The following is a 22,526-nucleotide window of genomic DNA, read 5'->3' as shown; positions in this document are numbered from 1 at the left end:
TCTGCTAGTACGCCGTGCCCTTTGGGGTGTGGTTGGAACGTGGGGGTTGGTGAGCGGGGTTGCTGCACGCTGTTGGGTCCTGAGGGACCGGGCCGACCCCTTGGGGGGTTGTTCTGACCTCTGGGCCTCATTTCTGTTGCCGGTTGGTGGCGGGGGTGGGGTGCCGCCCGTACTTTGAGAACTACACAGTGGACGCGAGCATCTTAAAGAGCCCATGCCTTCGGGTGTGGGTTCGAAACGATAGATACAACCCCTTTTTTTTTTGGGGTTGGCTCATGTGATTTCAAGTCTTTAAGAGCAAACGGTGGATGCCTTGGCATCTGGAGCCGAAGAAGGACGTAGCAATCTGCGATAAGCCTCGGGGAACTGATAAGCGAGTTTTGATCCGAGGGTGTCCGAATGGGGAAACCCCGCCAGGCGGCGTGCTGACCTGGTGACTCCCGTCTGAATGTATAGGGCGGGTAGAGGGAACGTGGGGAAGTGAAACATCTCAGTACCCACAGGAAGAGAAAACAACATGTGATTCCGTGAGTAGTGGCGAGCGAAAGCGGATGAGGCTAAACCGGGTGTGTGTGATAGCCGGCAGGCGTTGCATGCCCGGGGTTGTGGGACTCTCTTGGATTCTCTGCCGAGGATCCGGCGTGACGGACGCGTATAGACGAACCGTTTTGAATGACGGACCATAGTGGGTGCGAGTCCCGTAGTCGAAATGTGTGTTCCGGCGTGGAGAGTATCCCGAGTAGCACGGGGCCCGTGAAATCCCGTGTGAATCTGTCAGGACCACCTGATAAGCCTGAATACTCCCAGATGACCGATAGCGGACAAGTACCGTGAGGGAAAGGTGAAAAGTACCCCGGGAGGGGAGTGAAATAGTACCTGAAACCGTTTGCTTACAAACCGTTGGAGCCTCCTTAGCAGGGGTGACAGCGTGCCTTTTGAAGAATGAGCCTGCGAGTTAGTGATATGTGGCGAGGTTAACCCGTGTGGGGTAGCCGTAGCGAAAGCGAGTCTGAATAGGGCGTTTCAGTCGCATGTCCTAGACCCGAAGCGAAGTGATCTATCCATGGCCAGGCTGAAGCGACGGTAAGACGTCGTGGAGGGCCGAACCCACTTAGGTTGAAAACTGAGGGGATGAGCTGTGGATAGGGGTGAAAGGCCAATCAAACTTCGTGATAGCTGGTTCTCTCCGAAATGCATTTAGGTGCAGCGTTGCGTGTTTCTTGCCGGAGGTAGAGCTACTGGATGGCCGATGGGCCCTACAAGGTTACTGACGTCAGCCAAACTCCGAATGCCGGTAAGTGAGAGCGCAGCAGTGAGACTGTGGGGGATAAGCTTCATAGTCGAGAGGGAAACAACCCAGACCACCATCTAAGGTCCCTAAGCGCGTGCTAAGTGGAAAAGGATGTGGAGTTGCTTAGACAACCAGGAGGTTGGCTTAGAAGCAGCCATCCTTGAAAGAGTGCGTAATAGCTCACTGGTCAAGTGATTCCGCGCCGACAATGTAACGGGGCTCAAGCACGCCACCGAAGTTGTGGCATTGACATTATTGGTAGGCCTTCGTGGTCCAGCCGTGTTGATGGGTAGGAGAGCGTCGTGTGGCGGGTGAAGCGGCAGAGTGATCTAGCCGTGGACGCTACACGAGTGAGAATGCAGGCATGAGTAGCGAAAGACGTGTGAGAAACACGTCCTCCGGAAGACCAAGGGTTCCAGGGTCAAGCTAATCTTCCCTGGGTAAGTCGGGACCTAAGGCGAGGCCGACAGGCGTAGTCGATGGACAACGGGTTGATATTCCCGTACCGGCGAAGAACCGCCCCAGTCAATCCAGTAGTGCTAAGTATCTGAATCCTCATGACCGGATCCTTCGGGTGATGGCGTGGGGCCTAGCGTACGACCCCATTCTGGTGCGGCTAGCGTATTAACAGGTGTGACGCAGGAAGGTAGCCCATCCCGGGCGATGGTTGTCCCGGGGCAAGTGTGTAGGCCGAGTCATAGGCAAATCCGTGACTCGTACAGGCTGAGACACGATGCGGATGAAAAGTGGGTGATCCTATGCTGCCGAGAAAAGCATCGACGCGAGGTTCTAGCCGCCCGTACCCCAAACCGACTCAGGTGGTCAGGTAGAGAATACCAAGGAGATCGAGAGAATCGTGGTTAAGGAACTCGGCAAAATGCCCCCGTAACTTCGGGAGAAGGGGGGCCACCCGCTTATACCGCCTTGCGCGGGAAAGGGTGTGGTGGCCGCAGAGACCAGTGGGTAGCGACTGTTTACTAAAAACACAGGTCCGTGCTAAGTCGCAAGACGATGTATACGGACTGACGCCTGCCCGGTGCTGGAAGGTTAAGAGGACCGGTCAGCCACTTCGGTGGCGAAGCTGAGAATTTAAGCCCCAGTAAACGGCGGTGGTAACTATAACCATCCTAAGGTAGCGAAATTCCTTGTCGGGTAAGTTCCGACCTGCACGAATGGCGTAACGACTTCCCAACTGTCTCAACCGCGAACTCGGCGAAATTGCATTACGAGTAAAGATGCTCGTTACGCGCAGCAGGACGGAAAGACCCCGTGACCTTTACTACAGCTTGGTATTGGTGTTCGGTGTGGCTTGTGTAGGATAGGTGGGAGACTGTGAAGCCATGACGCCAGTTATGGTGGAGTCATTGTTGAAATACCACTCTGGTCACTCTGGATATCTAACTTCGAACCGTGATCCGGTTCAGGGACAGTGCCTGGTGGGTAGTTTAACTGGGGCGGTTGCCTCCTAAAGAGTAACGGAGGCGCCCAAAGGTTCCCTCAACCTGGTTGGCAATCAGGTGGCGAGTGTAAGTGCACAAGGGAGCTTGACTGTGAGACTGACAGGTCGAGCAGGGACGAAAGTCGGGACTAGTGATCCGGCAGTGGCTTGTGGAAGCGCTGTCGCTCAACGGATAAAAGGTACCTCGGGGATAACAGGCTGATCTTGCCCAAGAGTCCATATCGACGGCATGGTTTGGCACCTCGATGTCGGCTCGTCGCATCCTGGGGCTGGAGTAGGTCCCAAGGGTTGGGCTGTTCGCCCATTAAAGCGGTACGCGAGCTGGGTTTAGAACGTCGTGAGACAGTTCGGTCCCTATCCGCTGCGCGCGTAGGAAGTTTGAGAGGATCTGACCCTAGTACGAGAGGACCGGGTTGGACGAACCTCTGGTGTGCCAGTTGTTCCGCCAGGAGCACCGCTGGTTAGCTACGTTCGGGATGGATAACCGCTGAAAGCATCTAAGCGGGAAGCCGGCCTCAAGATGAGACTTCCATACCCTTTCGGGTGAGAGGCTCCCAGCCAGACTACTGGGTTGATAGGCCAGATGTGGAAGCACCGCAAGGTGTGCAGCTGACTGGTACTAATAAGCCGACGACTTGATAACACCTCTATCTTTCAGATGTTCCGCGTCCACTGAGTGGTTCTTGACGTACGGTCGAGAACCAAACACAACACCACGCATGTTGTTGTGTCGTACACGTCAATAGTGTTTCGGCGGCCATAGCGTGAGGGAAACGCCCGGTCACATTCCGAACCCGGAAGCTAAGCCTCACAGCGCCGATGGTACTGCAGGGGGGACCCTGTGGGAGAGTAGGACACCGCCGGACTCCCTTTAGTCGAAATGGCCACCCAGAGCTGGGTGGCCATTTCGCGTTAACGCCCTTTCGAGAGGGGATCGCATGTCGGACGAGGAACGCCCAGAGCCGTCTCGCGGCAGCCGTCATGGCGACCGTGATCGTCGTCCCAAGCGCGATGGCGAGCGCAAGCCGTATGCGAAGCGTGAGGGCGAGCGCAAGCCGTACGCGAAGCGTGAGGGCGAGCGTAAGCCGTGGGAGAAGCGCGACGGGGAGCGTAAGCCGTACGTCAAGCGCGACGGGGAGCGTAAGCCGTGGGAGAAGCGCGACGGGGAGCGTAAGCCGTACGTCAAGCGCGACGGGGAGCGTAAGCCGTGGGAGAAGCGCGACGGCGAGCGTAAGCCATACGCGAAGCGGGACGGCGAGCGCAAACCGTGGGAGAAACGGGATTCCGATCGCGGATCCCGCACGGAACGGCCCCGTAGCGATCGGCCACGTACCGATCGTCCCCGCAGCGAGCAGCCACGCACCGACCGGCCGAAGCGAGATGTCTACGCGGCGGATCGTCCGAAGGATCCTGTTCTTCCCGACGAGGTGACCGCACGCGACCTGCACCCCTCGGCGCGCAACGAGCTGAAGACGCTCAGCGCGGAGAACGGCGAGCGGGTCGCGCGCCACCTCGCGATGGCGGCTCAGCTCATCGACGACGACCCGGCTCTGGCTCACGAGCATGCCCTGGCGGCGTCCCGCCGCGCGGGCCGGGTCGCCGTGGTGCGCGAGTCCGTGGCGATCACGGCGTACGCGCTCGGCGACTTCGCCCTGGCGCTGCGCGAACTGCGCACCTACCGACGGATCTCGGGGCGCGACGACCAGATCGCGCTCATCGTGGACAGCGAGCGCGGGATGGGGCGACCGGATCGTGCGCTCGAGGAGGCGCGTTCCGTGGATCGGGCGGCGTTGCCCACCGCGACGCGCGTCGCGCTCGCGATCGCGATGTCGGGCGCTCGCCTCGACCGCGGCGAGACGGAGCTGGCTCTCGGCGAGCTCGAGATCCCCGAATTGGATCCCGATCGCGCCTTCGAATGGAGTCCCGCTCTCTTCGCCGCGCGTGCCGCGGTGCTCGAAGACCTGGGCCGTGCCGAGGAGGCGGCGTTCTGGCAGAAGCGCGCGATCGTCGCCGAGGAGGCTCTCGGTCATGGCTCGGACGACGAGATGATCGTCGACGACATCCAGGTCGATCTCGAAGAGCTCGACGGTGTTGAGCTCGACGGCGAGGACAGTGCCTCGGAGCAGCCAACATCGCCGGAGGGCGCATCGCCGGAGAGCACCGAGTGAATCTGTTCTCGCGGAAGACGCCCGCTCCGCTTGCCGACGTCGACGTCGTGCTCGCGGATCTCGACGGCGTCGTCTACGCGGGCGCGGGGGCGATCCCGCACGCGATCGACAGTCTCGTCGAGGTGCAGCGCACGCGTCGACTCGCCTACATCACGAACAACGCCTCGCGGACGGATGCGGCGGTCGCCGCGCACCTGAGCGAGCTGGGTCTCGTCGCCGCGCCCGACGATGTCGTCACCAGCCCGCAGGCCGCGATGCGCCTGCTCGCCGGACGTCTGCCGGCGGGCGCGCGCATCCTCGTCGTGGGCGGGGAGGGCCTGGTCGTCGAGGTCGAGAAGGCAGGCTTCGTCGTGACCCGCAGCGCAGAGGATGCCCCACAGGCCGTCGTGCAGGGGTTCTCCCCGGAGGTGGGCTGGAAGGACCTCGCCGAAGCGGCGTTCGCGCTGAAGGTGCCCGAGGACGAGGGCGGCATCCCGTGGATCGCCACGAACAATGACTGGACGATCCCGCAGGAACGCGGCCTCGCCCCCGGAAACGGCACCCTCGTCTCGGCGGTGCACACCGCCGTCGGGCGCCTGGCGACGGTGGCGGGAAAGCCGGAGACGCCGATCTTCGAGGAGGCAGTGGCGCGCTACGGCGCGACGCGCCCGCTGTTCATCGGCGACCGGCTCGACACCGACATCCTCGGGGCGTGCCGCGCCGGCATCGCCTCGGCGCTCGTCGTCACGGGAGTCGACCGGCCCAAGCACATCCTCGCCGCGCCTGAGGGGTCGCGCCCGACCTATATCCTCGGCGATCTGCGCGAGCTGCACGAGCCGTACCCGCAGGCGCAGGTGTCGGGCGATGCCGTGACGGTGCGTGATGCGACCGTGCGCATCGACGGCCCCGACGTCGTGATCGTGCGGGCAGGTTCGCGTCCGATCGACCTGCTGCGCGCGGGGGCGGCGGCGATCTGGGGTACCGGCCGACAGATCTACGGCTTCCGCGTGCCGGAAGCGCTGTACGCCGACCCCTTCTTCCGGCCATGATTCCGCTGCGCCCCTGACTCCGCGGGCCCCGACTCCGCGGGCGCGGGTGCCGCGGGTTCCCGGACTTTCCCGTGCCCGCGCGTACAGTGGAGGCGTGAGCAAGGACACGACGGCCGACGGTCTCTGGAGCCGGTTGCGCCTCATCGAGGGCCAGCCGCTGGATGCGCGTGCCGAGGCGTATGCCGCCCTGCACGATGATCTGGCGCGGCGGCTCGAGAGCGTTCCGCGCGAGCACCCGGGACGCGGGCGGGAGTGACCCCGCGCCTGGATGCGGCCCTCGCGGCGCGCGGTCTGGCCCGTTCGCGCACGCACGCCGCGGTCCTCATCGCGCAGGGCGTGGTCACCGTCAACGGCGCTCCCGTGATCAAGCCCTCGCGCGCCGTCGGCGACGGAGACGAGCTCGCCGTCGCCGCATCCGATCATTACGTGAGCCGCGGGGCGCACAAGCTCCTGGCAGCGCTCGACGGCTTCGGCATCGATCCCACCGGCCGCCTCGCCCTGGACATGGGCGCATCGACCGGCGGATTCACCCAGGTGCTGCGTGAACGCGGTGCACGCCGCGTGCTGGCCGTCGATGTCGGTCACGATCAGCTCGATCCCTCGATCCGCGCCGACGACGGCGTGATCGCGGTGGAGGGCTTCAACGTGCGGCACATGACCGCCGCGGCGCTGGCGGAGGCCACCGGCGAGCAGGGGGCGCCGGAGCTCGTGGTGGGAGATCTGTCGTTCATCTCGCTCGCCCTCGTGCTGCCCGCCGTCGCACAGGTCGCTGCAGCGGACTCGGACATCGTGCTGCTCGTCAAGCCGCAGTTCGAAGTGGGGCGTACGGCCGTGCGCGGCGGTCTCGTGACGGATCCCGCGACCAGGGCCGATGCCGTGGCACAGGTCCTGTGGAGCGCGCGGGATGCGGGCCTCGGCACGCGGGGGCTGCTGCCGTCGCCGATCCTCGGCACGCACGGCAATGCCGAGTTTCTCGCACACCTCGCGCCCGGGCGCGGCACCGATCCGACAGAATGGATGAGCACGGTCGATCGGATCGCAGGAGGACGATGAACGAGCGCAACATCCTCGTGGTCGCGCACGCGCACCGCGACGACACCGTTCAGGCGGCGCGCCGCGTGATCGAGGCTCTGCGCGCAGCGGGCGCCCGCGCGGTGCTGTCGGCCGATGATCGGGCCGAGCTCGCGGCCGTGGATCCGGCCTTCGCCAATGTCGACGTGCTCGGGGCGACCGGCGCAGACGGCGCGCTGACCGCTCACGATCTGGAGCTCGCGATCGTTCTGGGCGGCGACGGCACGATCCTGCGCGCCGCCGAGCTCGTGCGCGGAACGCAGGCGCCCGTGCTCGGCATCAACATGGGCCACGTCGGATTCCTCGCCGAGATCGAGCGCGACGACATGGATGCGGCGGTCGCCCGCGTGATCGGCCGCGACTATCTCGTGGAGGAGCGTCTGGCGCTGTCCGTGCGGGTCAAGGATTCCGCCGGCGCGGTCGTCTACGAGACGTGGGCGCTCAACGAGGCGACCGTGGAGAAGGCCAGCCGCGAGCGGATGATCGAGGTCGTCGTCGAGATCGATGGACGCCCGCTGTCGAGCTTCGGCTGCGACGGCATGGTGGTATCGACCCCCACGGGATCGACCGCGTACAACTTCTCGGCCGGCGGTCCGGTGATCTGGCCCGGCGTCGCCGCGATTGCGGTCGTGCCGCTGTCTGCGCATGCACTGTTCGCCCGCCCGCTCGTCGTCTCGCCCGATGCCCCCGTGGCCATCGAGCTTCTCGAGCGCACCGACGGCACCGGCATCCTGTGGTGCGACGGCCGGCGTTCGCACGAGCTTCCCCCCGGCGCCCGCGTGATCGTGCGGCAGTCGTCGCAGCCCGTGCGCCTGGCTCGGCTGCACCCCAGCGCGTTCACGGACCGGCTCGTGCGCAAGTTCGGCCTGCCCGTCGAAGGATGGCGCGGGGGCGGCCGATGATCGAGGAGATGCGCCTGAGGGATCTCGGTGTCATCGCCGAAGCCGTGCTGCCCATGGGGCCCGGGTTCACCGCGATCACCGGCGAGACCGGGGCGGGCAAGACGATGGTCGTCACGGGGCTCGGGCTGCTGCTCGGGGCGAGGGCCGACTCGGGCGCGGTGCGCGCCGGAGCGGCGCAGGCATCCGTGGCAGGAGTGTGGGTCGTGCCGTCCCGAGGCGCCGTCGCCGACACGGTGGCGGACGCGGGCGGCGAGCTCGAGCCGTTGGATGACGCGCGAGGTGAGCTGTACGTGTCGCGCACGATCAACGCCGAAGGGCGCAGCCGCGCGAGCGTGGGCGGACGCGCCGCCCCTGCAGGCGTGCTGGCCGAGCTCGCTGAGAGCCTCGTCGTCGTGCACGGGCAGTCCGATCAGCTGCGGCTGCGCTCGGCCGCCGCGCAGCGCGAGGCACTGGATCGCTTCGGCGGACAGGAGGTTGCCGACGCACGGGAGGCCTATACCGAGGCCTGGGAGCTCTGGCGCACGCGAGCCGCCGAGCTCGACGACCTCACCGGGCACCGCGAGCAGCGGCGCACCGAGGCGGATGAGCTTCGTGCGGCCCTCGCCCTGATCGAGAGCACGGATCCGCAGCCGGGGGAGGATGCCGCGCTCGCCGAACGTGCGGATCGCCTGGCCAATGCGGAGGAGTTGCGTCAGGCCGCGGCCCTCGCGCGCGCCGCGCTGTCGAGCGAGGACGACGAACCCGATGTCACCGCATTGGCGGCCACGGCCAGCCGTGCGCTGGAGCGGGCGAACGATCCGGAGCTGTCGGCGATGGTCGAGGGCATCGCCGAGCTGGGCTATCGCGCCGTCGACATCGCCGGCCGGCTCTCCGCTTACCTCGCCGACCTCGACGAGTCCGGGCCGCAGGAGCTCGCCGCCGTGGAGGAGCGGCGGGCCGCGCTGGCTGCGCTCGTGCGTGCGCACGGCACGCTCGATGAGGCGCTGGAGGTGTGGCGCACCGGATCCGACCGCCTCGCGCAGCTCGATGATGATGACGATCGCGTCGCCCGTCTCACGCTCGAACGCGACGACGCGCGCGCCGCGCTGGATGCCGCCGCCGCCGCGCTCACCGCTTCCCGCACAGCGGCCGCGGCCCGGCTGGGCGCGGCGGTCACCGACGAGCTGCACGAACTCGCGATGCCCGACGCGCGTTTGGAGGTCGTCGTCGGAGAGGCGGCCGAGAGCGCCCACGGGCGCGACGAGATCGCCATTCTGCTCGCCCCGCATCCCGGTGCGCAGCCGCGGCCGGTATCGCGGAGCGCATCGGGCGGTGAGCTCTCACGCGTGATGCTCGCGATCGAGGTCGTCATCGCGGGCACCGACCCGGTGCCGACGTTCGTCTTCGACGAGGTCGACGCGGGAATCGGCGGCGCCGCCGCGATCGAGGTCGGGCGGCGGCTCGCGCAGCTGTCGCGCACCTCGCAGGTGATCGCCGTCACGCACCTCGCCCAGGTCGCGGCCTTCGCGAGCAACCACCTCAGCGTGGTGAAGACCAGCGACGGCAGCGTCACCGCCTCCAGCGTGCAGGCGCTGGAGGGCACGGCGCGCGAGGCCGAGATGGCCCGGCTGCTGTCGGGCATGACCGACTCCGACGCCGCGCTCGAACATGCGCGCGAGCTGCTCGCTCTGGCAGGCTGAGGGCATGTCGAGTTCCGCACCCCGCACCGTCGCCGTGATCGGCGAGGCGCTCGTCGACATCGTCGACGGCATGGCTCACCCGGGCGGCTCGCCCATGAACGTCGCCGTGGGACTCGCCCGGCTCGGCGAACCCGTCACGCTGCACACCCTCCTCGGTGCGGATGCGCACGGCGACCTGATCCGCGCGCACCTCGACGAGTCCGCCGTGACGGTGGGGAACCTCTCCGATGGCGACGGGGCGACATGGGCCGCGACCGCCGAGCTCGCCGGCGACGGCAGCGCGACCTATCGCTTCCGCATGGACGGCACCATCCCGGTGCCCGCGCTCGCGGGTCTGCGCGCCGTGCACACCGGATCGATCGGGGCCCTGCGCGCTGCCGAAGCCGGCTCCGTGCTGGCGGCGTTCAGCGCGGCCGATGCGTCGACTCTGCGCAGCCTCGATCCGAACATCCGCGCCGACGTCATGGGGGAGGGCGCCCGCGAACGCGCCGAGCAGCTCGCCGCCCAGTGCCACGTCGTCAAGCTCAGCGACGAGGACGCCGCCTGGCTGTACCCGGGAGAGAGCCTGGAAGACGTACTGGCACGGATCGCCGCGCTCGGACCGCGGTTCGTCGTCGCCACTCGCGGGGGCGAAGGGTGCCTTGCCCTGGTCGACGGCGTGCTCTCCGAGCGCCCCGCGACGCCCGTCGTCGTGGCCGACACGATCGGGGCCGGCGACGCCTTCATGTCGGGGCTGCTGTTCGGTCTGCTCCGCGACGACGCGGACCGGGCGATCGTCGAGGGTGCCGCGCTGTCCGCGGAGCGCATCGCGCGGGCGCTGGCGACGGCATCGGCCAGCGCATCCGTCGCCGTGTCGCGCACGGGCGCGAACCCGCCGCGCCCCGCCGAACTCGCAGACGCGCTCGCCCGCATGGACTCCGGTTCGGACGATGCGGGGTTGCGGCGCGCCGCGGCCTCACCGGTGCGGGACTGATAGGATCGAAGTCCGTGATGCAGACTTCAGGCGCGCGGCCCGCGAACGACACGACCAAGCACATCTTCGTGACTGGTGGTGTCGTTTCTTCGTTGGGCAAAGGACTCACCGCCGCGAGCCTCGGCAACCTCCTCACCGCCCGCGGTCTGCGTGTGGTGATGCAGAAGCTCGACCCGTACCTGAACGTGGACCCGGGCACCATGAACCCGTTCCAGCACGGCGAGGTGTTCGTCACGGATGACGGTGCCGAGACCGACCTCGACATCGGGCATTACGAGCGCTTCCTCGACATCGATCTGAGCCAGGCTGCCAACGTCACGACGGGTCAGATCTATTCGCAGGTGATCGCCAAGGAGCGCCGCGGCGAGTACCTCGGCGACACGGTGCAGGTGATCCCGCACATCACCGACGAGATCAAGCGACGCATGCGGCTGCAGGCCGATGAGAGTCCCAAGCCCGACGTGATCATTACCGAGGTCGGCGGCACGGTGGGCGACATCGAGTCGCAGCCGTTCCTGGAGGCCGCCCGTCAGCTGCGGCACGAGCTCGGTCGCGACAGCGTATTCTTCGTGCACGTCTCGCTCGTACCGTTCATGGGGGCCTCCGGCGAGCAGAAGACCAAGCCGACGCAGCACTCGGTCGCCGCTCTCCGCCAGGTCGGCATCCAGCCCGACGCGCTCGTGCTGCGCAGCGATCGTCCGGTCAGCGAGAGCAACCGCAACAAGATCGCGCTTATGTGCGACGTCGACGTCGACGGAGTCATCAACACCGTCGACCTGCCGAGTATCTACGACATCCCCTCCACGCTGAACGACCAGGGCCTCGACGCCTACATCGTGCGCCGGCTCGGCCTCGACGGCAAGGCCGCCGGCGAGGTGGACTGGTCGCGCTGGCAGAAGGTGCTGCAGGCGGTGCACAACCCGCGTCACGAGGTGACGATCGGGCTCGTCGGCAAGTACATCGATCTGCCGGATGCGTACCTGTCGGTGACCGAGGCGCTGCGAGCCGGAGGCTTCGCGCACGAGGCCGCGGTGAAGATCCGCTGGATCCCGTCGGATTCGTGCGAGACGCCCGAGGGTGCGGAGAAGGCGCTGGCCGATCTCGACGGCATCTGCGTGCCCGGCGGCTTCGGCATCCGCGGCATCGAGGGCAAACTGGGCGCGCTGCGGTTTGCGCGCGAGCAGGGCATCCCCACGCTCGGCCTGTGCCTGGGACTGCAGTGCATGGTGATCGAGTACGCGCGCAATGTCGCCGGGATCGCCGGCGCCTCGTCCAGCGAGTTCGACCCCGACACCGCTGAGCCGGTGATCGCCACGATGGCCGAGCAGGTCGACATCCTCGAGGGTGGTGACCTGGGCGGCACGATGCGCCTGGGCCTGTACAAGGCTGCCCTCGGCGAAGGGACTCTCGCCCGCGAGGTGTACGGATCGGCCGAGGCCTCGGAGCGACACCGCCACCGCTACGAGGTCAACAACGCCTATCGCGACCGTCTCGCCGAGGCGGGGCTGGTGTTCTCGGGGCTGAACCCCGAGCTCGACCTCGTCGAGTACGTGGAGCTGCCGACCGACGTGCACCCGTACTACATCGCCACCCAGGCGCACCCCGAGCTGCGCTCGCGGCCGACCGACCCGCATCCGCTGTTCCGCGGTCTTGTGGGTGCGGCCATCGAGCGCCATCGTGCGAGCGAGCTGTTCGACGTCGACGATGAGGACTGACCCGATAGTCTCCGGGGCGGAGCTGCGCGACGAGCCCGCCACCCCCGAGGTGCTCTCCAGCGACGTCGTCTACCGCGGTGCGGTGTGGAGCGTCCGCGAGGACCGCGTGCGCTACGGCGACGGCGAGCTCGTGCGACAGTACACCGACCACACCGGTGCGGTGGCCGTCGTGGCGCTCGATGACGAGGAGCGCGTGCTGCTCATCCAGCAGTACCGCCACCCGATCCGTCAGCGCGACTGGGAGCTTCCGGCAGGGCTCCTCGACGTCGCGGGGGAGGACCCGGTCGAGGCGGCGCGCCGCGAGCTCGCCGAGGAGGCCGACCTCGTCGCCGAGGACTGGAGCGAGCTCGTGTCGACGTGGACGACGCCGGGCGGCAACTCCGAGATGATCCGCATCTACCTGGCTCGGGGGGTGTCTGCAACCGAGCAGGTCTTCGAGCGCGAGGCCGAGGAGGCCGATATCCGCCGGGTCTGGGTGCCGTTGACCGACGCGGTGACGGGCGTGCTCGAGGGACGCCTGCGCAACGGCATCCTGTCGATCGGCGTGCTCGCCGCCGAGCGGAGACTGCGGGCGTAGCAATGCGCCTGGACCGGGCACTGGACGCCTATCTTCGGCACGTCACGATCGAGCGCGGTCTGGCCGATCACACGATCGCCGCCTATCGTCGCGATCTCGACGTGTACGTCGACTGGCTCGCCGAGCAGAAGATCGACGACGTCGAGGGGATCACGGCCGAGCTCGTGGCCCGGTTCGCCTCCGAGCGCGCGGGAATCGATCCGCCGCCCGCCGCATCGAGCCTGGCGCGCATGCAGTCCTCAGTGCGCGGCTGGCACAGGTTCCTCGCCCGCGAGGGCATCGTCGACGCCGATCCGAGCACGCGGCTGCGCCCGCCCAAGCTCGGCCGCCCGCTGCCGAAGGCGCTCACGATCGATCAGGTCGAGCGGCTGCTGGCCGCGCCCTCGGCGGACGAGCCGCTGGGCATCCGCGACCGCGCCCTGCTCGAGCTGCTGTACGCCACGGGCGCGCGGGTGTCCGAGGCGGTGTCGCTGGATGTCGACGACCTGTCGCACGGCGAGCTGCTGCGCCTGCGCGGCAAGGGATCCAAGGAACGGATCGTGCCGGTCGGCTCATACGCGCGAGCCGCCGTCGACGCCTACCTGTCGCGGGTGCGACCGGCGCTGGCGGCGAAGGGCCGTGCCTCCGCGCGCCTGTTCCTCGGCGCCCGCGGCGCCCCGCTGTCGCGGCAGAGCGCGTGGCTCGTGATCCGTGCGGCCGCCGAGCGGGCGCAGCTGAACAGCGAGATCTCGCCGCACACGCTGCGGCACTCCTTCGCCACGCACCTGTTGCAGGGAGGGGCCGACGTGCGCGTCGTGCAGGAGCTGCTCGGGCATGCGTCGGTGGCGACGACGCAGATCTACACGCACGTCTCGGCCGACGCTCTGCGCGACGTCTACGTGACGGCGCATCCGCGCGCCCGCTGAGATTTGCGCACGCGCTCGCTACAATCGAGCGAGCACGACGAAGCGGGAGAACCGGTGGCAAAGAAGAAGGACGACACTCCGATCGGACCGACCGGGCGTCCCTACCATGGCTTCGCGACCCCTGCGCCGCTGTCGACGCACGGCCCGGCCCGCATCATCGCCCTCTGCAACCAGAAGGGCGGTGTCGGAAAGACGACGACCTCGATCAACCTCGCCGCCTCACTCGCCGAGTACGGTCGCAAGGTGCTGGCGGTGGACTTCGATCCGCAGGGAGCGTTGTCGGCGGGCCTGGGCATCCAGACCCACGACATCCCTACCGTCTACGACCTGCTGCTGGACACCAAACGCGACGTGCATGACGCCATCGTGCCGACCGCGGTCGAGGGCCTCGACGTGATCCCCGCGAACATCGACCTGTCGGCGGCCGAGGTGCATCTCGTGAACGAGGTGGCCCGCGAGACCATCCTGTCGCGGGTGCTCCGCCAGGCCGCGGGGGAGTACGACGTCATCCTCATCGACTGCCAGCCCTCCCTGGGGCTGCTCACCGTCAACGCCCTGACCGCCGCGCACGGCGTGCTCATCCCGTTGGAGTGCGAGTTCTTCGCGCTGCGCGGAGTGGCGCTGCTCATCGAGACCATCGACAAGGTGCGCGATCGCCTCAACCCCTCCCTGGTGCTGGACGGCCTGCTGGCCACGATGTACGACTCGCGCACCCTGCACTCGCGCGAGGTGCTGGAGCGGGTGGTCGAGGCGTTCGGAGACGACGTGCTGGAGACCGTCATCGGCCGCACCGTGAAGTTCCCCGACGCCTCCGTCTCGGGGGTGCCGATCACCGAGTTCGCGCCGGAGCATCCCGCCGCACAGGCGTACCTGCGACTGGCGCGGGAGCTGGTCGCCCGTGGCGCCGTCGCCTGACGATCCGCTCCGCGATCCCGGCGTCGTCGGCGAGAGCGCACTCGACGGGGCCGCGATGGGTGAGAACGCGCTCATCGAGAACGCGCCGGACGACGGATTCCGCGTCTCGCTGTCGAACTTCGACGGACCCTTCGACCTGCTGCTGACCCTCATCTCGAAGCACGAGATGGACATCACCGAGGTGTCGCTGAGCCGCGTCACCGACGACTTCATCGCGTACCTGCGAGAGCTCGGTCCGGACGAGGAGCTCGATGAGGCCTCGGAGTTCCTCGTCGTCGCGGCCACCTTGCTTGACATGAAGGTCGCCGGGCTCCTGCCGCAGGGCGAACTCGTCGACGCCGAGGCCGTGGCGCTGCTGGAAGCGCGTGATCTGCTGTTCGCCCGCCTGCTGCAGTACCGGGCGTTCAAGGAGGTCTCGGCCTGGTTCGCGCGCTGCCTGCAGTACGAGGATCGCCGCCACGCCCGCGCGGTGCGCCTCGACGAGAAGCACCGCTCCCGCACGCCGGAGCTCGTGTGGACGCTGAACGCCGAGGACTTCGCCGCGCTCGCGCTGCTCGCCTTCGCGCCCAAGGAGGTGCCGCACGTCGGGCTCGACCACCTGCATGCACCGCTGGTGAGCATCCGCGAGCAGGCTGCTGTGGTCGTGACCCTGCTGCGCGGCGCCGAGTCGCTGTCGTTCCGCGAACTCGTCAGCGGAGTGACCGAGCGCGGCATCGTCGTCGCGCGGTTCATCTCGGTGCTGGAGCTGTACCGCCATGCCGCACTGTCCTTCGAGCAGCTGGAGCCACTGGGCGAGCTGACCCTGCGGTGGTCGGCCGAAACGTGGTCGGATGAGATGCTCGCGAGCCTGGGAGCCGATTATGACCGATGACACCACCACCGAGCCTGCGGCCGGGCCAGTGAGCGCGCCGGAGACCCCGCTGACCGAGCGGCTCGAGGCGATCCTCCTCGTGATCGAGGAGCCGCACAGCCTCGTCTCGCTGGCCGCCGCGGTGAGCGCGCCCGTTCCCGCCGTACGCCAGGCGATCGAGACCCTCGTCGACGAGTACGACGGGCGAGGCAAGGGCACTCGTCGCGGCTTCGAGCTTCGCGAGGTGGGCGGTGGCTGGCGGCTGTACGTGCGCGAGGAGCACGACGATCTCGTGGCGGAGTTCATCGGCGGACAGGCGCCGGCACGCCTGTCGCAAGCGGCGCTGGAGACGCTGGCGGTGATCGCCTACAAGCAGCCGGTGACGCGCGGCCAGGTCGCCTCGATCCGCGCCGTGAACGTCGACTCGGTCGTGCGCACGCTGCTCGCCCGCGGCCTGATCACCGAGTTGTTCCAGGACGCCGAGACCGGCGCGATCAACTACGGCACGACCGACGCACTGCTGCAGAACCTCGGCATCAACTCGCTCGACGAACTGCCGCCCATCTCGCCGCTGCTCGACGACGGCGCCTCCGGATTCGACGAGGGGATCACCCGATGAGCACCGATCACGGCGATCGGCCGGTCACCGGCGTGCGTCTGCAGAAGGTGCTCGCCGGCGCCGGCGTCGCCTCGCGCCGGGTGATCGAGCAGTACATCGTGGAAGGGCGGATCCGGGTGAACGGCGCCGTCGTGACCGAGCTCGGTACCCGTATCGATCCCGAGCACGACCTCGTCGACGTCGACGGGACGGCGGTGCAGCTGGATGCCGGCAAGCGGTACGTCATGCTCAACAAGCCGACCGGCGTGGTGAGCTCGATGAAGGACGAACGGGGGCGCCCCGATCTGCGTCGTTTCACGCGCGAATGGCCCGAACGGCTGTACAACGTGGGGCGTCTGGACGCCGACACCAGCGGTCTGCTGCTGCTCACCAACGACGGCGACCTCGCTCACGTGCTCGCGCATCCGTCGTTCGGCGTCACCAAGGTGTATATCGCCAAGGTCGACGGTCGCGTCTCGCCGCAGACGATCGCCGCCCTCACCCGTGGCATCACGCTCGAAGACGGGCCGATCGCGGCCGACAAGGCGCGGCTGCGGGACTCGTCGCACGGGTCGAGCCTGGTGGAGCTGACCCTGCACTCCGGGCGCAACCGCATCGTGCGTCGCATGATGGCCGCGGTGGGGCATCCGGTCACCGAGCTCGTACGGCGCCAGTTCGGCCCGCTGCGCCTGGGAACGCTGCCGTCCGGCCACGCCCGCGAACTGGGTAAAATCGAACTCGGCGCGCTGCTGACCCTCGCGCGCCGGGATTCCCCTGCGGAGGCAACGCCGGGCGAGGCGCGCGAGAAGACGCGCGATCACGGACAGCACGACGATCAGGAGAACGGATGAGCGATCTCGGCGTGGCCGCGCGGCTCTCCGGCACCGTGCGGATCGTGGGTGCGGGGCTGCTCGGTTCGAGCATCGGCCATGCCCTGCGCGCGAAGGGCGTCGACGTCGTGCTCACCGACACCTCTCCCGCCCAGCTGCGCCTCGCCGTCGACTACGGCGCCGGCCGCGCCGCGCGCGATGACGACGCCCCCGCGCTGATCGTGGTCGCCGTGCCGCCCGACATCACCGCTGACGTCGTGCAGGCCGAGCTCGAGCGACACCCGGATGCCGTGGTCACCGACGTCGCGAGCGTGAAGCTCGAACCGCTCCGGGTGCTCCGCGAGCGCGGCGTCGACCTCGCCCGCTACATCGGCTCGCACCCGCTGGCCGGGCGCGAGCGCGGTGGCGCGATCTCGGCGCGCGCCGACCTGTTCGTAGGGCGCCCGTGGGTGGTGTGCCGCGACGAGGAGACCCGCCCGGCAGACCTCGCCCTCGTGGAAGCGCTCGCGCTGGATGTGGGCGCCATGCCCGTGGAGATGGGGCCGGAGGAGCACGACCGCTCGGTGGCGCTCACCTCGCACGTGCCGCAGGTGGTCGCGAGCCTGCTCGCCGCGCGCCTCGCCGATGCCGACGACGGCGCCCTGCGCCTGGCGGGTCAGGGCGTGCGCGACACGACTCGCATCGCGGCGTCGGCGCCGGAGCTGTGGGTGCAGATCCTCGGGGCGAATGCGCATCCGGTCGTGAGCATCCTCGACGCGCTCGCCGCCGACCTCGCCCGTGTCTCGGATGCGCTGCGCGAGCCCGAGCGCGACGGCGCCCGCCGCACGCTCGCCGAGGCGATCCGGCAGGGCAACGAGGGCGTGGAGCGCCTGCCGGGCAAGCACGGCCAGAACCGTCGCTTCGAGAGCTTCGTGGTGATGATCGATGACACCGCCGGTCAGCTCGGCCGGCTCTTCGGTGAGCTGGGCGAGCTCGGCGTGAACGTGGAGGATCTGCGCCTGGAGCACTCGCCGGGCGCGCAGTTCGGCCTCGCCGAGATCAGCGTCGCCCCCGCGGCTGTGCGCGGGGCGATCGAGGGCCTGGAGGCCCGCGGATGGCGGATCGCAGGAGCGACGAATGGATGAGCAGGGCGGGACGACCCCGGGCGACGAGCGGCGCTGGAACGCCGACAAGGTGATCGCGATCGACGGCCCGGCGGGGTCGGGCAAGTCGAGCATCTCCAAGGCGGTGGCCCGCCGACTCGGCTACGGCTACCTCGACACTGGCGCCGCGTACCGCGCGCTCGCCTGGCACGTGCTCGAACGAGGGGCCGACACCGCCGATGAGAGCGCCGTGCTCGCCGCGGCCGACGACTTCCCCCTGCGGCAGGGCCTGGACGCCGACGATCGTCGCGTGTTCGTCGGCGACGCCGAGGTGACCGACGCGATCCGCGATCCCCGCGTCTCGGCCGCCGTGAGCGGTGTGGCCCGCGTGCTCGACGTGCGCGCCAGGGTGAACGACGCTTTCCGCCGCATGGTCGCCGAGGCTGCGTTCCCCGCCGTCGTCGTGGAGGGGCGCGACATCACGACCGTCGTCGCCCCGGATGCGCCCGTACGCATCCTGCTCACCGCCTCGCCCGAAGTGCGCGCGGCCCGCCGTGCCGGCGAGCTCAGCGAGCAGGACGTGGCGGCCGTCGCCGACGCCATCCGTCGCCGCGACGGCGCCGACAGCGCGGTGGTGGACTTCCTCACCGCCGCCGAGGGCGTGGAGGTCGTGGACTCCAGCGACCTCGATTTCGACCAGACCATCGACGCCGTGCTCGCGGTGATCGATCGACGCGCGTCTGACGTGCAGCGAGGAGCCGACCGTGGCTGACGACGAGTACGAGGGCGGCGAGGACCGCCTCGCCGAGAAGCTGGACGCGCTGGATCCGGAGCTGATCGACGCTCGCGCACAGACGCTGCGCGCGAGCCTCGAGGACTACGACCTCGACGACGAGGATGCCGCGCTGCTGGCCGGCATGACGGCCGACGAAGACGGCATTGAGTATCTCCCCGCGCTGCCCGTGGTGGCCATCGTGGGCCGTCCGAACGTGGGCAAGTCGGCGCTGGTCAACCGCATCCTCGGCCGCCGCGAGGCCGTCGTCGAAGACACCCCGGGTGTTACCCGCGACCGTGTGACGTACAAGGCCGAGTGGATGGATCGCCGCTTCACGATCGTGGACACCGGCGGATGGGAGCCCGACGCCCGCGGCATCGACCGCTCCGTCGCCGCCCAGGCCGAGATCGCGATCGACCTCTCCGACCTGGTGCTGTTCGTCGTCGATGCGAAGGTGGGGGCCACCTCGACCGACGAGCATGTGGTGAAGCTGCTGCGCAAGAGCGGTAAGCCCGTGTTCCTCGTGGCGAACAAGATCGACGACGCGCGTCAGGAGCCCGAGGCCGCAGCGCTGTGGAACCTCGGCCTCGGCGAGCCGTACCCCGTCTCCGCCATCCACGGCCGCGGCGTCGCCGACCTGCTCGACGCGATGATGAAGAAGCTACCGGAGGTCTCGGCGGTCGCCTCGCACGAGATCGGCGGTCCCCGGCGGGTCTCGATCCTCGGGCGGCCGAACGTGGGCAAGTCCTCCCTGCTGAACAAGGCGGCGGGGGAGGAGCGGGTCGTCGTGAACGACCTCGCCGGCACCACGCGCGACCCCGTCGACGAGGTCGTGGAGCTCGGGGGGAAGCTGTGGCGTCTCGTCGACACCGCCGGCATCCGCCGCCGCGTGCATCTGCAGCAGGGCGCCGACTTCTACGCGTCGCTGCGCACCTCGGCCGCACTGGAGAAGTCGGAGGTGGCCGTAGTCGTGCTGGATGTGAGCCAGTCGATCAGCGTGCAGGACCTCAACATCATCGATCTCGTGCTCGAGTCGGGCCGTGCGCTCGTGCTCGCGTTCAACAAGTGGGACGTGTTGAACACGCCCGAGTACGAGAACATCGACCGCCGCCGCTACCTGGAGCGCGAGATCGAACAGGATCTCGCGCACGTGGCCTGGGCGCCGCGCGTGAACATCTCGGCGAAGACAGGGCGCCATCTCGACAAGCTCGTTCCCGCGCTGGAGACGGCGTTGGAGAACTGGGACCGGCGTATCCCCACGGGTAAGTTCAACGCCTTCCTCACCGAGCTCGTGGCCGCGCATCCGCATCCGCTGCGCGGGGGCAAGCAACCGCGCATCCTGTTCGGCACGCAGGCCTCGACGCGTCCGCCGACGTTCGTCCTGTTCACGACAGGCTTCCTCGATCAGGGCTACCGTCGGTTCATCCAGCGGCGCCTGCGCGAGCTGTACGACTTCGAGGGCACGCCGATCGTGATCAACATGAGGGTGCGCGAGCGCCGCCAGCGCTGATCCGCTCTTCGGCGGCGCCGATCGTGTCGGGTGCCTGTACGGCAGGAGGCTTCGCGGGATAATGGGAGCGGATGCCGTAACACCGCGGCGTCTGTTGCGCACGGCCCACAAGGCCCGCCGAAGGAGACTGCGATGATGCACACCCGTTCCCTGCCTCTGCCCGATTTCGCCCATGAGCGCGTGGAGGTGATCACGGGGCCGCGCAGCGGGCTGTTCATCGCCGTCGCGCTGCACTCCTCCGTGCTCGGCTCCGCGCTCGGCGGTGCGCGACTGTGGACCTATCCGCACTGGAGCGACGCCCTCGGCGACGCGCTGCGGCTCTCGGCCGCGATGACGCTGAAGAACGCCGCCGCGGGCTTGGATGCCGGTGGTGGCAAATCGGTCATCGGGCTCTCGGAGGGCGACGTTCTCGATGCCGATCGTCGCCGTGACGCGTTCCTCGACCTCGGCGACGCGGTGGAGTCGCTCGGCGGGCTGTACCGCACGGCCGAAGACGTGGGCAGCACGATGGAGGACATGCTCGTGGTGAGCGAGCGCACGGCGCACGTCGTCGGCCTTCCCGATGTCGTCGGCGGCTCGGGGGAACCGGCGGGCCCCACGAGTCTGGGCGTCTACGAGTCGCTGCGCACCACCCTGGAGCGCGTGACCGGATCGCCGGAAGTCGCCGGTCGCCGAATCACGATCGCAGGCCTCGGCCAGGTCGGCGGGCGTCTCGCGACGCGGCTCGCCGGAGAGGGCGCCGTGCTGACGGTGACCGACGTCGTCCCCGCGCGCCGCGCGGTCGCGGAATCGCTCGGTGCGACATGGGTGGAGCCCGGGTCGGAGTATGCCGTCGCCGCCGACGTGTTCGTCCCCGCCGGGATCGGCGGCGTGCTCACAGATGACGTGATCGACGCGCTCGACGCGCGGGCGGTCTGCGGGCCGGCGAACAACCCGCTCGCCGCGCGGGACGGCGCCGCGCGTCTGGCCGAGCGCGGCATCCTCTACGCCCCGGACTTCGTCGTGAACGCCGGCGGCGTGATCTACCTGGATCTCGAGGCCAAGCAGATCGGCAGTCACGAGGAGATCATGTCGAAGGTCTCGTCGATCGGGCAGACCCTGACGCGCATCTTCGATGAGGCCGAGCGCGACGGCACGACGCCGCTGGTCGCGGCGGAGGCGCTCGCCGAGCAGCGGCTGCGCGAGGGCGCCCGCGCTTAGCGTTCGTACGGCGGAGAGGAACGGGTTCGCGGCCCGTGGCCGGTGCTGGCTGTGAAAGGCTGAGACCGTGAGCATCGTTCCTCCCCCCGCCGGCGAGCCGCGGCGCCCGGATGGGCCTCAGGATCCTGGGGACGCGTGGGTGATCGCCCCGACGGGGGAGCGCTACTGGGGCCGCTTCGGCGCGGCTGGTCTGCTCGCATACGACCCTGCCCGCGGCGTGCTGCTGCAGCACCGGGTGTCGTGGAGCCACTTCGGTGGCACGTGGGCGCTGCCCGGAGGTGCGCGGCACGAGGGCGAGAGCGCCTTGGACGGTGCGCTGCGCGAGGCGCGCGAGGAAGCCGGTGTTGCCGGGGGTTCCGTGCGCCCGCGACTGGCGAGCCTGCTCGAGCTCGGCTACTGGTCCTATACGACGGTGGTGGCGGATGTGGTCGAGCCGTTCGAGCCGGTCATCAGCGACCCCGAGAGCGTCGCGCTGGAGTGGGTTCCCGTCGACGAGGTGGCGGATCGTCCGCTGCATCCGTCGTTCGCCGAGGGGTGGCCTGCACTCCGGGCCCTGTTGTCGACGCGACCGGCGATCGTGGTGGATGCGGCGAACGTCGTCGGCTCGGTGCCCGACGGCTGGTGGCGCGATCGTGCCGGAGCCGCCGGCCGGCTGCGGTCTCGGCTCGGACGATGGGTCGCGAATGGCGTCGCCGATGGCGGCTTCGTGACGAGGCACGATGCTGATTCGGATGCGGTGGCTTGGTTCCCGGAGGTGCATCTCGTCGTCGAGGGCGCCGCTCGTGGCGTCGACGACGAGGAGTCCGTCGTGGAGATCGTGCGTGCGCCGGGGCACGGCGACGACGAGATCGTCGCCGTCGTCTCGAGGCTGATCGATGCGGGCAGAAGCGTGCTCGCGGTGACGAGCGATCGCGACTTGCGGGCGCGCGTCGAAGGGCTCGGTGCGACGACGCGTTCTTCGGGCGATCTTCTGGCCCGACTCGATGCGGTCGGGTGAG

At 68.6% G+C, this 22,526-nt stretch carries 19 protein-coding genes and 2 rRNA genes; all 21 read left to right on the top strand.

Annotation, left to right across the window (positions count from 1 at the left end; all coding sequences use genetic code 11):
• The first annotated feature begins 281 nt into the window (after nucleotides 1–281).
• The 21 genes from BKA02_RS14120 (at nucleotide 282) to BKA02_RS14020 (ending at nucleotide 22,525) form a co-directional block, all read left to right on the top strand.
• A 23S ribosomal RNA gene (locus BKA02_RS14120) occupies nucleotides 282–3,393 on the top strand.
• A gap of 106 nt (nucleotides 3,394–3,499) precedes the next feature.
• A 5S ribosomal RNA gene (gene rrf / locus BKA02_RS14115) occupies nucleotides 3,500–3,616 on the top strand.
• Between the two features lie 72 nt (nucleotides 3,617–3,688).
• The gene (locus BKA02_RS14455) at nucleotides 3,689–4,918 is read left to right on the top strand and encodes a putative RNA-binding protein (RefSeq protein WP_246286034.1); all 1,230 of its coding nucleotides are present in this window, start codon (nucleotides 3,689–3,691) and stop codon (nucleotides 4,916–4,918) included.
• Nucleotides 4,915–5,946: an HAD-IIA family hydrolase gene (locus BKA02_RS14105; protein WP_179435022.1), complete on the top strand. Its 1,032-nt coding sequence runs from the start codon at nucleotides 4,915–4,917 to the stop codon at nucleotides 5,944–5,946. Before BKA02_RS14455 ends, BKA02_RS14105 begins: the two co-directional genes overlap by 4 nt.
• Nucleotides 5,947–6,040: 94 nt before the next feature.
• Nucleotides 6,041–6,202: a hypothetical protein gene (locus BKA02_RS14100; protein WP_179435020.1), complete on the top strand. Its 162-nt coding sequence runs from the start codon at nucleotides 6,041–6,043 to the stop codon at nucleotides 6,200–6,202.
• Entirely contained in the window at nucleotides 6,199–6,999 is an 801-nt protein-coding gene (locus tag BKA02_RS14095; protein WP_179435018.1) for a TlyA family rRNA (cytidine-2'-O)-methyltransferase, read from the top strand. Before BKA02_RS14100 ends, BKA02_RS14095 begins: the two co-directional genes overlap by 4 nt.
• The gene (locus tag BKA02_RS14090) at nucleotides 6,996–7,919 is read left to right on the top strand and encodes an NAD kinase (RefSeq protein WP_179435016.1); all 924 of its coding nucleotides are present in this window, start codon (nucleotides 6,996–6,998) and stop codon (nucleotides 7,917–7,919) included. The genes BKA02_RS14095 and BKA02_RS14090 overlap by 4 nt, the downstream gene beginning before the upstream one ends.
• The gene (gene recN, locus BKA02_RS14085) at nucleotides 7,916–9,598 is read left to right on the top strand and encodes a DNA repair protein RecN (RefSeq protein WP_179435014.1); all 1,683 of its coding nucleotides are present in this window, start codon (nucleotides 7,916–7,918) and stop codon (nucleotides 9,596–9,598) included. The genes BKA02_RS14090 and recN overlap by 4 nt, the downstream gene beginning before the upstream one ends.
• Before the next feature lie 4 nt (nucleotides 9,599–9,602).
• Entirely contained in the window at nucleotides 9,603–10,571 is a 969-nt protein-coding gene (locus tag BKA02_RS14080; protein WP_179435012.1) for a PfkB family carbohydrate kinase, read from the top strand.
• Between the two features lie 17 nt (nucleotides 10,572–10,588).
• Entirely contained in the window at nucleotides 10,589–12,286 is a 1,698-nt protein-coding gene (pyrG, locus tag BKA02_RS14075; RefSeq protein ID WP_179435530.1) for a CTP synthase, read from the top strand.
• Nucleotides 12,276–12,863 (top strand): NUDIX domain-containing protein, encoded by a 588-nt coding sequence (locus tag BKA02_RS14070; protein WP_179435010.1) that lies wholly within the window; start codon nucleotides 12,276–12,278, stop codon nucleotides 12,861–12,863. The genes pyrG and BKA02_RS14070 overlap by 11 nt, the downstream gene beginning before the upstream one ends.
• Nucleotides 12,864–12,865: 2 nt before the next feature.
• Nucleotides 12,866–13,768 carry a site-specific tyrosine recombinase XerD gene (gene xerD / locus BKA02_RS14065; protein ID WP_179435008.1) on the top strand — a complete coding sequence of 301 codons (903 nt, stop codon included), beginning with the start codon at nucleotides 12,866–12,868 and terminating at the stop codon, nucleotides 13,766–13,768.
• A 54-nt stretch (nucleotides 13,769–13,822) separates the two neighbouring features.
• Complete coding sequence (locus tag BKA02_RS14060) at nucleotides 13,823–14,683, top strand: AAA family ATPase (RefSeq protein WP_179435006.1); 861 nt, start codon at nucleotides 13,823–13,825, stop codon at nucleotides 14,681–14,683.
• Nucleotides 14,667–15,554 carry a segregation and condensation protein A gene (locus BKA02_RS14055; RefSeq protein ID WP_370467886.1) on the top strand — a complete coding sequence of 296 codons (888 nt, stop codon included), beginning with the start codon at nucleotides 14,667–14,669 and terminating at the stop codon, nucleotides 15,552–15,554. The genes BKA02_RS14060 and BKA02_RS14055 overlap by 17 nt, the downstream gene beginning before the upstream one ends.
• Nucleotides 15,544–16,152, top strand: coding sequence for an SMC-Scp complex subunit ScpB (gene scpB / locus BKA02_RS14050; RefSeq protein WP_179435005.1), 609 nt, complete (start codon nucleotides 15,544–15,546; stop codon nucleotides 16,150–16,152). The genes BKA02_RS14055 and scpB overlap by 11 nt, the downstream gene beginning before the upstream one ends.
• The gene (locus tag BKA02_RS14045; RefSeq protein ID WP_179435004.1) at nucleotides 16,149–16,982 is read left to right on the top strand and encodes a pseudouridine synthase; all 834 of its coding nucleotides are present in this window, start codon (nucleotides 16,149–16,151) and stop codon (nucleotides 16,980–16,982) included. Before scpB ends, BKA02_RS14045 begins: the two co-directional genes overlap by 4 nt.
• Complete coding sequence (locus BKA02_RS14040) at nucleotides 16,979–18,085, top strand: prephenate dehydrogenase (RefSeq protein ID WP_179435003.1); 1,107 nt, start codon at nucleotides 16,979–16,981, stop codon at nucleotides 18,083–18,085. Before BKA02_RS14045 ends, BKA02_RS14040 begins: the two co-directional genes overlap by 4 nt.
• Nucleotides 18,078–18,815, top strand: a complete 738-nt coding sequence (gene cmk / locus BKA02_RS14035) for a (d)CMP kinase (RefSeq protein WP_179435002.1) — start codon at nucleotides 18,078–18,080, stop codon at nucleotides 18,813–18,815. The genes BKA02_RS14040 and cmk overlap by 8 nt, the downstream gene beginning before the upstream one ends.
• Complete coding sequence (gene der / locus BKA02_RS14030; protein WP_179435001.1) at nucleotides 18,808–20,328, top strand: ribosome biogenesis GTPase Der; 1,521 nt, start codon at nucleotides 18,808–18,810, stop codon at nucleotides 20,326–20,328. Before cmk ends, der begins: the two co-directional genes overlap by 8 nt.
• 132 nt (nucleotides 20,329–20,460) lie before the next feature.
• Nucleotides 20,461–21,528 carry a Glu/Leu/Phe/Val dehydrogenase family protein gene (locus BKA02_RS14025; protein WP_179435000.1) on the top strand — a complete coding sequence of 356 codons (1,068 nt, stop codon included), beginning with the start codon at nucleotides 20,461–20,463 and terminating at the stop codon, nucleotides 21,526–21,528.
• A gap of 67 nt (nucleotides 21,529–21,595) precedes the next feature.
• The gene (locus tag BKA02_RS14020; RefSeq protein ID WP_179434999.1) at nucleotides 21,596–22,525 is read left to right on the top strand and encodes an NUDIX domain-containing protein; all 930 of its coding nucleotides are present in this window, start codon (nucleotides 21,596–21,598) and stop codon (nucleotides 22,523–22,525) included.
• The last annotated feature ends 1 nt before the right edge of the window (nucleotide 22,526 follow it).

Source organism: Microbacterium pseudoresistens (assembly GCF_013409745.1).
GTDB classification, from domain to species: Bacteria; Actinomycetota; Actinomycetes; order Actinomycetales; family Microbacteriaceae; genus Microbacterium; species Microbacterium pseudoresistens.
The sequence above is the reverse complement of the archived record's forward strand: the minus strand, read 5'-3'. Positions and strand labels throughout refer to the sequence as shown.